Below are 11,877 nucleotides of genomic sequence, written 5' to 3'. Positions count from 1 at the left end.
AATGATGTAATTTCGCGATGACGTCCAATTTCCGCCATGTTGCGCTCATCGGCAAGTACCAGGCTTCATCGGCAGGCTCCATGGGCGACAGCTCTCGCCAAGCCTTGGAAGACATCGCCCATTTTCTGGAGCGCCAAGGCTGTGAAGTGATGCTGGAGGCTGAAACCGCCAGCAACACCGGGCTGACACACTACCCAGCCTTGAATGTAGACCAGATAGGCAGCCAGTGCGACCTGGGCCTCGTGGTCGGAGGCGATGGCACCATGCTCGGCATAGGTCGCAGGCTCGCCCGGTTTGGCACCCCCCTGATCGGCATCAACCAGGGACGCCTGGGCTTCATCACGGACATTCCGTTTGACACGTACCAAGCCACCCTGCTGCCCATGCTGCAGGGCGAGTACGAGGAAGACCTGCGGCCGCTCATGCACGCCACGGTGGTGCGGGATGAGCGGATTGTCTTTGAGGCCCTCGCGATGAACGATGTGGTGGTGAACCGGGGCGCTACGTCGGGCATGGTGGAGCTGCGTGTCGAGGTGGGCGGCCGCCTGGTGGCGAACCAGCGCGCAGACGGCCTCATCATTGCTTCGCCGACGGGGTCCACGGCCTACTCGCTTTCCGCCGGCGGGCCGATGCTGCACCCCTCCATTCCAGGATGGGTGCTCGTGCCCATTGCCCCCCACACGCTGTCCAACCGCCCCATCGTCCTGTCGGATGCCACCGAAGTGGCGGTCGAGGTGGTCAGCGGAAGGGATGTCAGCGCCAATTTCGACATGCAGTCCCTGGCCTCTCTGCTGCACGGGGACCGCATCCTGGTCAAACGGTCGGAGCACTGCGTGCGGTTCCTTCACCCCCTGGGCTGGAACTACTTTGCCACGCTGCGCAAGAAACTACGTTGGAACGAAGGAGGTTCCTGACCATGGCGCTCAGGCGGATCACCCTGCGTGATTTTGTGATCGTTCAGGCGCTGGAGCTTGAACTGGGCTCCGGCTTCACCGTGCTGACCGGAGAAACCGGCGCCGGCAAGTCGATCCTGATTGATGCCCTGCAATTGGTGCTGGGCTCCCGTTCGGATGCGGGCGTGGTTCGCGAGGGCGCAAGCAAGGCCGACCTGTGTGCGGAATTCGACTGCCCGGCCCATGTTCACCCCTGGCTGGAGGAAGCGGGCTTCGACATCGATGACCTGCTGCTCTTGCGCCGCACCGTGGACGCGCAGGGTAAAAGCCGGGCATGGATCAATGGAACGCCCGCCACTGCGGCGCAACTGCGGACGCTGGGCGACAGCCTCCTGGACATTCATGGCCAGCATGCGTGGCAGAGCCTTACGCGGCCCGACTCCGTGCGCGGGCTGCTCGACGCATTTGCAGGAGTGCGCACCGCAGAGACCACTGCACGCTGGGCCCAATGGCGTGCGGACCAGAAGGCCCTGCAACAGGCGCGCCAGGCGCAGGCCACGCTGCAGCAGGAACGTGAGCGCCTGCAGTGGCAGATCAGCGAGGTGGACAAGCTGGCCCCCGCCAATGGCGAATGGGAAGAGCTCGACGCCCAGCACAAGCGCCTCTCGCACGCGCAGGCCCTGCTGGAAGGCGCGGAGGGCGCGATCCAGACCCTGCAGGACGACGAGGCCGGGGCGCTCGCCGGGCTCGCGCGCGCGCACGCCCTCCTGCAAAGCCAGGAACATATTGAGCCCGAGTTCGCCAATCTTGCGGACATCCTCTCCTCCAGCCTCGCGCAGGCGAGCGATGTCGTGCACTCGCTGCAGCTGTACCTGAGGCATGCGGAGATCGACCCACAGCGCCTGGCAGAACTCGACGCGCGCATATCGCTCTGGATGACTCTGGCGCGCAGGTACAAGCGCACTCCCGCAGAGCTGCCTGCCCTGCTCGGAGGCTGGAAGGAAGACATGCGCCGCCTGGATGCGGCCACCGATCTGGAGCAGCTGCAGGCCGCGGAAGCCTCCAGCGCCAAGGCCTACCAGGCATCGGCGCGGTCTCTGTCACTGGGCCGCGCAAAGGCAGCTCCCCGGCTGTCCCAGGCCATCACGCTGGCCATGCAGGGCCTTGGCATGGAAGGAGGGAAATTCGAGGTGTCCGTCACCAAAGCGCAGGAGCCTTCAGCCCATGGCATCGACGACGTCGTCTTCCTCGTGGCCGGCCATCCCGGCATGACCCCCAAACCCATCGGCAAAGTGGCGTCGGGGGGCGAGCTGTCGCGCATCTCCCTTGCCATCTCGGTGACGACCAGCGAATTGGGCATGGCGCCCACGCTCATCTTTGACGAAGTGGACTCCGGTGTCGGCGGTGCGGTGGCCGAAACCGTGGGACGCCTCATGCAGCAACTGGGCAGCAACCGGCAGGTGCTCGCAGTCACCCATCTGCCCCAGGTGGCAGCCTGCGCCCACCATCACCTGAAGGTTTCCAAGCGCAAGAGCCCACAAGGCACCACCAGCACCGTCCTGGCGGTTCAGGAGGAGCAACGTGTCGCGGAGATCGCCCGCATGCTGGGAGGAGAACGCTCCACGGGCACGACACTCGCCCACGCACGGGAAATGCTGGATATCGCTGCCGCAACTTCGGAAGGAAACGGCTGATGGCGCTCGAAATCGTCCTCATCACCGGCATGTCGGGCTCCGGAAAATCCGTGGCGCTGCATGCCCTGGAAGACGCTGGGTACTACTGCGTGGACAACCTGCCGCCCGAACTGTTGCCGGCCTTCGTGGCACTGGAGCACCGCCACCACGGGAACCGCGTTGCCATCGCAATGGACGTCCGCAGCGCCACATCCTTGCACCAGGTGCCGCAGGAGCTCCATAGGCTCAGGAGCCAGGGTGTGCTGGTGCAATCCATTTTTCTGGATGCAACGATCGACACCCTGGTGCGGCGCTTTTCGGAAACACGGCGACGCCACCCACTGTCGCACGACGACCTCCAGCAGGGGCGCAAGGCGCTGGTGCAGATCATCGAACTGGAGCGCGAGCTGCTGGCCGAGCTACGAGAGCAGTCGCATGTGATCGACACGAGCACGATACGGGCCTCGCAACTGCAAAGCTACGTCAAGAGCTTGATCGTCACGACCCGGGGGCAGATGACCCTGGTGTTTCAATCCTTTGCGTTCAAGCGCGGCATACCGATGGACGCGGACTACGTCTTTGATGTTCGGATGCTGCCCAATCCGCACTATGAGCCCTCATTGCGTGATCTGACCGGGCTGGACGAGCCTGTTGCCCACTTCCTGCGCCAGCAGCCCGACGTCTCTTTGATGCAGGCGCACATCGAGCAGTTCCTTGCGCACTGGCTGGAAATGCTTGACCGCAACCACCGCAGCTACGTCACCGTGGCCATAGGCTGCACCGGTGGCCAGCACCGCTCGGTCTATCTGGTGGAGCGCCTCGCCGAGGTTCTGAACAGCCGCTGGACCGCACTGAAGAGGCACCGGGAACTGGATGGGCGGTAAGGCGCGGTAACGCGCACACCCCCACCCCCATCACCAAAGCTGCGCCTGCGTCGAATCAAGCAGCTTGCGGATAGGCGCCGGCAGGCCGATGGAGTGCCATTCGTCGGCACCAAACCACCCGCCGTCTTCCGTGGGACGCTCTGCAATGTCCCCCGCGACCAGAACGGGATGAAGATGCAGATCCCTGTGCGTCAGCACGTGAAGAAACGGCTGCAGCTCATTGCAGGAAATGCGGGACGCATCGCCCAAAGACGCGACACAGCCCATGAGAGAGGCACCGTCGGCAAATACCGGAACGCAGTGCATTCCCGCCCAGATGCCAGCCGCCGGACGACGCTGCAACCAAACCCGGCCCCCGGGATTTCGAAGCACGAGCAGTTGCCAGGATTCTGAACGGCGCACCAGCCTGCGCGTCTTGACGGGATAACGCTCCGCGTCGCCGGCCCTGGACGCTGCGCAGCCGCTTGCCAGGGGGCACTGCCCGCAGCGCGGCATTTTTGGAGTACAGACCGAGGCGCCCAGATCCATGAGCCCCTGCGTGTAGCGGGGCATGGCAGCATGCAGGTTTTTCCTGGGGAGCAGTGCCTGCGCCTCCTCCCACAACAGACGTTCATTTCCTGCCGACGCCAGGTCCTTGTCGAACCCCAGCAGGCGCGTGAGCACCCTGCGGACATTGGCATCCAGAATGGGGACTCGCTCAGAAAAACAGAAGGCTGCGATCGCTCCCGCCGTAGACCGGCCAATCCCCGGCAAAGTCGCCAGCACCGCGGCAGTGTCGGGAAATACACCCCCATGTTCGGCGACCACCTGCTGGGCGCAGCGATGCAGGTTGCGGGCACGGGTGTAGTAGCCCAGCCCGCTCCACAGCCCCATCACTTCGTCCTGCCCGGCCTGCGCCAGCGCCCTCACATCGGGGAAACGCGCAAGAAAACGCGCGTAGTAGTCGAGAACCGTGGCAACCTGGGTTTGCTGCAGCATGATTTCCGACAGCCAGACCCTATACGGATCACGTGTTTGCTGCCAGGGCAGATGGTTGCGCCCGTGCGTCGACTGCCATGCGACCACGCGCTCCGCCACGCTCCCGTGCTCCGTGGCGCTCATGCCGAGACAGGATGGCTGCTGTCGGTGGTCGCGGATTCCAGTCCCGGCAGGGCAATGAGCTTCGCGGTCAGTTCCTGCAGCCTGTGCTCCAGCTGAACCAGCTCGTCCTCGCTCGACTCTATTTCCGCGATCCGCTCCACCAAGCCACTGGCCGCATGCTGTATGCGATCGACGGCTTCGATGCGGCGCGCAAAACTGCGGCGACGTTCACGCAATTGGGCATCCAGCTGGGCGGTGGCGGATTTGCTCCACAGTTCCAGATCGTTCGCTGCGGACTCGTACACGGTGCGCAGCCGCATGGCCAAGGCCCGCACCAGGCGTTCCGCGAACTCGGGCTGTGCCAGCTTCAGCGCATTGCCCATGCCGAGGTACTGCAGATGGCTTTGTTCGATCTGGTTCAGATCGTGCGTGAAATGCTCCAGCTGAGGGGCTGAAGGCACCTGAAGGGAGAACCCGAACTCGGCATTGAGTTGCCTGAACGTTCCACCCAGCATGGCCTGGATCTCGGTGCCCGATGCCTGTGCCTTGTCCAGCGTGCCGCGCAGTTTGTCGAAGGTCTGGACATAAATTTTCTTGACCCCCAGCTTGAGCCCCTTCTGTTGCAGCGTCTGCGCCAGTTCAGAGAGTTCCGCCTTGAGCGCCTTGGCGCCCAGTTGCTGGAACACGTCACGGAGAAGCTTGAGGTGAACAGCGCGCACCGCCTGTATCTTGGTCGTGCTCAGGTCGAATTCGCGCTGCTCCTGCTCGACGCGGTGGCGCATCGATTCGATCACCGATGCGTTCTTGCCACGGAGGCTGCGCAACTCGGCCATCTGGTCGTCGAGATCGCGGCGCCGGATATTGATGACGCGGGAGGTTTCAGTGCGCAGGCTGGCGACGCCATTGGCCACCGCCGCCCGCAGAATCGACTGACGCCGGCCCATGATGCCCTTGGCCAGAGCCTCTTCCAACACCGGCAGTCCGCTGGTTTCCAGCAGCAGATCGTCGGCGGTGATCTTGGCGACCAGGCCTTTCTGCGCGGACACCGGGACCACCCTCTCCAGGGGAACCCCCAGCATTTCCGCGGAAGTGCTGCACTGGCGCTCCATCTGCGCCTGCACCTGTTCGGCCGAGTTGAGCGTGTCCCACAGCGTATCGATCTTGTTCAACACCACCAGCCGGGCATCCATGCTGTCCGCTGAAATGGCCAGATGCTCGCGCCAGATGGACAGGTCGGAACGGGTCACGCCGGTGTCGGCACTCAGGATGAAAACGACCGCATGTGCCTGCGGGATGAGATTGACCGTGAGTTCGGGCTCCGCGCCCACGGCGTTCAGCCCTGGGGTATCGAGGATCACCAGCCCCTGCTTGAGCAAGGGGTGCGGAATATTGATGATGGCGTGGCGCCACATGGGCACTTCCACGAGCCCCTGGGCGTCGGGCACGGGGTTCTCATCGGTCAGGTCATCGTGCCAGAAGCCCAGTGCGCGCGCGTTGTCCAGGCTGACCTTGCGCACTTCGGCGACTTTCTCGAGCGCCTTGGCAATCTGGTCTGCGTTGCCGACGTCCAGAGGAATCTCCTGCCAGCGATCCGTTTTGACCCTCCACTCGGCCAGGCTCTGCATCTGCAGGCGGGTTTCAATCGGCAGCAACCGAAGGCTGGGCGCCACGCTGGCGTCGTAGCCGAGTTCCGTGGGGCACATGGTGGTGCGCCCCGCACTCGCAGGCATGATGCGGCGTCCATAGTCGGCAAAGAAGATTGCGTTGATCAACTCGGATTTGCCGCGCGAGAACTCGGCAACGAACGCCACCATGACCTTGTCGCTGCGAACCTGCTCCTCCAGACGGTGCAGCCGTTCCTGCACGGCAGCGTCCATGAGCTCGTGCGAAGACATCCACTCGGCCAGCCGCTTGAGTTGCTGGGCGAACTCACGCCGCCAGACGCCGTGCTGGTCGAACTGCTCGTTGAATGAAGGTCCCACTGTGCTCCCAGAGATCTATGTATGGCCTACAAGGCAGGCATATACACAAAATATAGCATCGACGGCCCACGGGCTGTCATTTGGACCGAGCCGCGCCCCCGCTCGCCTCAGGGCCGCTGGCATGCCGGGCAAAAATAGCTGCTCCGCTGTCCTTGGCGCAGAACGCGTATCGGAGTGGCACACACGTGGCACGGCGCTCCATCGCGCCCATAGACATTTGCCTGGGTCTGAAAGTGCCCCGCGGTGCCATCCGCATTGGAAAAGTCGCGCAATGTACTGCCCCCCAGCTCCACCGCCCGCGCAAGCACCACGCGAATGGCTTCATGCAGTTTCCGCACCCGTGCGGGCCCAATGCGCGAAGCACTCGTGGTCGGCCGGATGCCGGCCAGGAAAAGCACTTCCGAGGCATAGATGTTGCCAACCCCCACCACAAGCCGGCCGGCCAGGAGCAACTGCTTGATGGGCATCTGGCTCTTTTTCAGCCCCGACTGGAAGGCCGCGAGAGAAAACGCATCGGACAGAGGCTCCATGCCCAATCCCCCGAGCAACTTGGCAGCGACCGGATCCTCCTCCCCCGTGGCGTAAACCACCGCACCGAACCGGCGGGGGTCATGCAGCCGCAGCGTTCCCTGGCTGGTCACCATGTCGAAGTGATCATGGACGCCCGCCGCAGGCAACCCTCGGGTGAACCGAAGGCTTCCGGACATCCCGAGGTGCAGGAGCAGGACCCCGCTGCTGGTATCGGCCAGCAGGTACTTGCCGCGACGGCGCAGGTCCACCACGTGCTGGCCTATCAGGGTCTGAGGGGGGCAACCCAGGGGCCAGCGCAGGGGTTTTCCCAGTGTGACGGCCTCGATGCGGGCGCCAGTGATGGCATCGGCCAAACTGCGGCGCGTCACTTCCACCTCGGGCAACTCAGGCATACGAAGACCCCGGCAATGGGTTAACAGGCATGGATTATTATGACCCGATGGTGCCATTTCACAGTTTTCGGATCGCCGCATTGACTACCGTTATCGCGGTAGCTGCCCACTCAGCATGGGCGCAACAGCCGGGGGGCGACGCCCCTCCCGCCACCGGCGAAGCCCCCGTGGCATCCAATCCGGCGCTGGATGCGGAATTGTTTTACGAGATTTTTCTGGGCGAGATCAGTGCGCGGACCGGTGACCCGGGTGCCGGCTACGCGTTCATGCTCGAGGCGGCACGCCGCAGCGCGGATGGACAGCTTTACCAGAGGGCAGCGGACATCGCACTGCAGTCGCGCTCGGGCGAGTACGCGCTGGCAGCCGCCAAGGCGTGGAAGGAAGCACTGCCGCAGTCACGGGAAGCCAACCGCTATGTACTCCAGATTCTGGTTGCGCTGAACCGGATTGGCGAAACCCCCGATCTGCTGCGCCAGGAGCTTGCCCAGTCCCCGCCCCGCGCCAAGGCGTCCACGCTTTCCGCACTGCCCCAGATGTACGGACGCGCGAGTGACAAGGCACTGGCGGCCAAGGTGGTGGAAGCGGCCCTTGTCGACGAACTCGCGCACCCCGCCACCGGACCGGTGGCCTGGGTGTCCCTGGGGCGCCTGCGCATGGCGGCTGGCGACAAGCCGGGAGCGCTGGACGCTGCGCGCAGGGCACAGGCCCTGGACAACGCCAACGAGGCTGCCGCCGTGCTGGCGCTCGAGCTGATGGAAGAGAACACCCCCGAGGCCGAACCCTTGGTGACACAGGCACTCGCCAAGCAGCCGGTCCCCGAGCTCAGGATGGCGTATGCCCGGGTGCTTCTGGGCTTGCAGCGCTATCCGGACGCCAGCCATCAGCTGGAATTTGTCACCAGGGACAAGCCGGAACTGGTGGAAGCATGGCTGGTGCTCGCCACCTTGCAATTCCAGGACAACCGCCTGCCCGCGTCGGAGAGTTCGCTGCAGCGCTTCATGGAACTTGTGTCGGCCTCTCCGGATGCGGACGTACGCCAGAAGGGGTTGACGCAAGCCTACTTGCTGTACGCGCAAATCGCAGAGAAGAAGCAGGATTTCGCGGCCGCCGAGGCATGGCTGGGACGCATCGACAACGTCGATGAAGTCTTCAGCGCGCAAAGCCGCCGCGCATCCCTGCTGGCGCGCCAAGGCAAGGTGGCCCAGGCGCGCGCGCTGCTGCGCAACCTGCCCGGTACGTCGGCCGAAGACAAGCGGATGAAGCTGCTGGCCGAAGTGCAATTGCTGCGCGACCTGCGACTGTACCGGGAGGCCTACGCGGTCCAGAGCGATCTCGTGGTGCTGGCGCCCGATGACGCGGAGCTGGTCTACGACCAGGCCATGCTGGCGGAGAAAGCGGGCCAACCCGAGACGATGGAACGGCTGCTGAGACAGGTCATCGCGCAAAAGCCCCAATACCATCATGCGTACAACGCGCTCGGCTACTCCCTGGCGGAGCGAGGCTTGCGCCTGGACGAAGCCAAGCAGCTGATTCTCAAGGCCATGGAGTTCGCTCCGTCGGACCCCTTCATCACGGACAGCCTGGGCTGGGTGGAATTCCGGATGGGGAACAAGGCGGAAGCGCGGCGGCACCTGGAAACCGCGTACAAGGCGCGTCCGGACGTGGAAATCGCCGCGCACCTTGGCGAGGTGCTCTGGAGTCTGGGAGACAGGGAAGCGGCCGTCAGGGTCTGGAAGGAAGGCCAGCGCGCGAGCCCCGACAACGAGACCCTCAAGGAAACACTGGCGCGCCTCGGAGTCAGCCTTTGATGCGGGGCTGGCAAACGACACCGCTGCACCCCATGGTCGGCCTTGCAGGTCTGCGGCGTTTCGCCGTGTTGCTCGCATGGCTTGCCTGCGCGTTGTGGCTGGCCGGTTGTGCGCAGCCGATGCAAAAAACCGCTCCTGAAGAAGACGCATGGAGCGGTCGCCTGGCCCTGCAAGTCGATGGGCAGGCATCGCAGTCGTTTTCCGCCATGTTCGAGCTGCGCGGCAATGCCCAGAGCGGGGGGCTTGCATTGATAAGCCCCCTGGGCAGCCGCATCGCGCAGCTGGACTGGAAGGATGGGCACGCGCAGCTCGTCAGCGCGCAGGAGACCCGCACCTCCGATTCGCTGGATGCACTGCTGCAGGATGTGACCGGCACGCGCATCCCCGTCGCGGCCCTGTTTGGCTGGCTCAAGGGCGTGCAAGCCACGGTGCCAGGCTGGAGAGCGGACCTCTCCGCCCTGGAGCAGGGGCGGCTGGTCGCGCACCGGGACGACCCCGTGCCACAGGCCACCTTGCGCATCGCCCTGACCCGCTAGCCCGCATCCCCTCCTCGCGCACCGTTTGTTGCCATGCAAGCCCTGTATGACGTGCCGGCCCCGGCCAAGCTCAACCTTTTTCTGCACGTCACAGGCCGACGCCCGGACGGCTACCACCTGCTGCAGTCGGTCTTCATGCTGGTCGACTGGTGCGACACGCTCCATTTCGAGCGCTGCGCGTCAGGCGAGATCACGCGTGAAGACATCGGCCCCGCATTGCCGGAGATAGACCTCACCATCAAGGCGGCCCGTGCCCTGCAGCAGGCCACGGGCTGCCGCCAGGGCGCGCGCATCGGCGTCTTGAAGAGCGTGCCTTCGCAAGCGGGCATGGGCGGCGGCTCGTCGGATGCCGCAACCACCTTGCTGGCTCTCAATCGGCTGTGGGGCCTGGACCTGCCGCGCACGGCACTCGAAAAGATCGGATTGACGCTGGGCGCCGACATTCCATTTTTTTTACGCGGCCACAACGCCTGGGTCGAAGGAATTGGTGAGACAATCACGCCGCTTGAGAAAGCACACCAACTGCCGCCAGCGCGCTTTGCCATCGTGAAGCCCGCAGCAGGCTTGGAGACAAAATCAATTTTTTCGTCACCAAGTTTGAAACGCGATTCAGATAGTGCTACAATCTTAGGCTTTGCTGCAGCACACTTTGACTTCGGTCGAAACGACTTGCAGCCCGTTGCCCAGGCGCTCTGTCCCGAAGTCACCGAAGCCATTGAATGGCTCAGGTCGCGAGGGTTGCAAGGCCGGATGACAGGCTCAGGCAGTGCGGTGTTTGCACAAATGTCACACGCAGTTGATTTGGACCGCGCCCCCGAGGGCTGGCAGATCAAGGCATGTGAAAATCTGATGATCCATCCTCTGGCAGGCTGGGCATCAGACGAGAATTAAGGTTCGCTGCCTTCGGCAGTTGACCTGTGTAGGGGAGTCGCCAAGCTGGTTAAGGCACCGGATTTTGATTCCGGCATGCGAAGGTTCGAATCCTTCTTCCCCTGCCAAATTTCTTTTCGCGTACGGGCTTTTTTTTCAGACTGCTGGGACGCTCATGCAAGCCAACCACCCCGACTTCATGGTTTTCACCGGCAATGCCAATCCTGGCATGGCAGCTGAAATCGCCCAACACCTCGGCACCACCCTCGGTGCAGCCGACGTGGGTCGCTTCTCCGACGGCGAAGTCACCGTAGAAATCAAACAGAACGTGCGTGCACGGGATGTTTTCGTGGTGCAGTCCACCTGCGCGCCGACCAACGAAAACCTGATGGAACTGCTGATCATGGTCGATGCGCTCAAGCGCGCGTCGGCAGAGCGGATCAGCGCCGTGATCCCCTACTTCGGCTATGCCCGCCAGGATCGCCGCCCGCGTTCCACGCGCGTGCCGATCACCGCCAAGGTGGTGGCCAACATGCTGCAGGCCGTGGGCGTTGCCCGGGTTCTGACCATGGACCTGCATGCCGACCAGATCCAGGGTTTCTTCGATATCCCCGTGGACAACATCTACGCATCGCCCGTGCTGCTGGGTGACCTGCGCCAGAAGAACTACGAAGACCTGATCGTGGTTTCGCCCGACGTGGGTGGCGTCGTGCGGGCGCGTGCGCTCGCCAAGCAGCTCAACTGCGACCTGGCCATCATCGACAAGCGCCGCCCCAAGGCCAACGTGTCGGAAGTCATGCACGTGATCGGCGAGATCGAAGGCCGCAACTGCGTGATCATGGACGACATGATCGATACCGCCGGCACGCTCGTGAAGGCGGCCGAAGTGCTCAAGGAGCGTGGCGCCAAGAAGGTGTACGCCTACTGCACGCACCCCATTTTTTCGGGTCCTGCCATCGAACGCATCGCCAAGGGTTCCGCCCTCGACGAAGTGGTGGTGACCAACACCATTCCCTTGAGCGACAACGCCCGGGGATGCACCAAGATTCGCCAGCTCTCCGTGGCACCGCTGATCGCAGAGACGATACAGCGCATTGCCAAGGGTGAGTCGGTGATGAGTCTGTTCTCGGACCAGGACAACCTGTTCTGACGCGCTTCCCACGGGAGCGTTGCGGACCGGATTGCGTGCAGGCCTCCTTCGGGAGGCTTGCCTGTTCGAGGGCATTGC

The 11,877-nt window shown here is 63.8% G+C and carries 10 protein-coding genes and 1 tRNA gene; 8 read left to right on the top strand and 3 right to left on the bottom strand.

Annotated elements, in window-relative coordinates:
* Positions 1-17: 17 nt before the first annotated feature.
* Genes AC3RCE_RS06005 through rapZ form a run of 3 tightly spaced genes read left to right on the top strand, consistent with a single transcriptional unit; the run spans position 18 to position 3,450 of the window.
* The gene (locus AC3RCE_RS06005) at positions 18-914 is read left to right on the top strand and encodes an NAD kinase (protein ID WP_218293536.1); all 897 of its coding nucleotides are present in this window, start codon (positions 18-20) and stop codon (positions 912-914) included.
* 2 nt (positions 915-916) lie between these two features.
* Positions 917-2,587, top strand: coding sequence for a DNA repair protein RecN (recN, locus tag AC3RCE_RS06000; protein ID WP_492254715.1), 1,671 nt, complete (start codon positions 917-919; stop codon positions 2,585-2,587).
* Positions 2,587-3,450, top strand: a complete 864-nt coding sequence (gene rapZ / locus AC3RCE_RS05995) for an RNase adapter RapZ (protein ID WP_492254714.1) — start codon at positions 2,587-2,589, stop codon at positions 3,448-3,450. The genes recN and rapZ overlap by 1 nt, the downstream gene beginning before the upstream one ends.
* Positions 3,451-3,480: 30 nt before the next feature.
* Here the strand turns inward: rapZ and mutY are convergent, their stop codons facing one another.
* From mutY to mutM, 3 genes are all read right to left on the bottom strand, one after another.
* Complete coding sequence (gene mutY / locus AC3RCE_RS05990; protein ID WP_369641685.1) at positions 3,481-4,551, bottom strand: A/G-specific adenine glycosylase; 1,071 nt, start codon at positions 4,549-4,551, stop codon at positions 3,481-3,483.
* Entirely contained in the window at positions 4,548-6,512 is a 1,965-nt protein-coding gene (locus AC3RCE_RS05985; protein WP_218293532.1) for a dynamin family protein, read from the bottom strand. The genes mutY and AC3RCE_RS05985 overlap by 4 nt, the downstream gene beginning before the upstream one ends.
* A 107-nt stretch (positions 6,513-6,619) precedes the next feature.
* On the bottom strand, positions 6,620-7,435 hold the full coding sequence (gene mutM, locus AC3RCE_RS05980; protein WP_492254713.1) for a bifunctional DNA-formamidopyrimidine glycosylase/DNA-(apurinic or apyrimidinic site) lyase: 816 nt from the start codon (positions 7,433-7,435) through the stop codon (positions 6,620-6,622).
* A 29-nt stretch (positions 7,436-7,464) separates the two neighbouring features.
* On the opposite strand from mutM, the gene AC3RCE_RS05975 reads away from it, so the two are divergent.
* The 5 genes from AC3RCE_RS05975 (at position 7,465) to AC3RCE_RS05955 (ending at position 11,799) form a co-directional block, all read left to right on the top strand.
* Positions 7,465-9,243: a tetratricopeptide repeat protein gene (locus AC3RCE_RS05975; protein ID WP_492254712.1), complete on the top strand. Its 1,779-nt coding sequence runs from the start codon at positions 7,465-7,467 to the stop codon at positions 9,241-9,243.
* 119 nt (positions 9,244-9,362) lie between these two features.
* Positions 9,363-9,779 carry a lipoprotein insertase outer membrane protein LolB gene (locus AC3RCE_RS05970; protein ID WP_370628118.1) on the top strand — a complete coding sequence of 139 codons (417 nt, stop codon included), beginning with the start codon at positions 9,363-9,365 and terminating at the stop codon, positions 9,777-9,779.
* A 33-nt stretch (positions 9,780-9,812) separates the two neighbouring features.
* On the top strand, positions 9,813-10,670 hold the full coding sequence (ispE, locus tag AC3RCE_RS05965; RefSeq protein ID WP_492254711.1) for a 4-(cytidine 5'-diphospho)-2-C-methyl-D-erythritol kinase: 858 nt from the start codon (positions 9,813-9,815) through the stop codon (positions 10,668-10,670).
* 30 nt (positions 10,671-10,700) lie between these two features.
* Positions 10,701-10,777 (top strand) — tRNA-Gln (locus AC3RCE_RS05960).
* 47 nt (positions 10,778-10,824) lie between these two features.
* On the top strand, positions 10,825-11,799 hold the full coding sequence (locus AC3RCE_RS05955) for a ribose-phosphate pyrophosphokinase (protein ID WP_218293527.1): 975 nt from the start codon (positions 10,825-10,827) through the stop codon (positions 11,797-11,799).
* The last annotated feature ends 78 nt before the right edge of the window (positions 11,800-11,877 follow it).

The sequence above is a fragment of the Acidovorax sp. GW823-FHT05D11 genome, assembly GCF_058795695.1.
The sequence above is the reverse complement of the archived record's forward strand: the minus strand, read 5'-3'. Positions and strand labels throughout refer to the sequence as shown.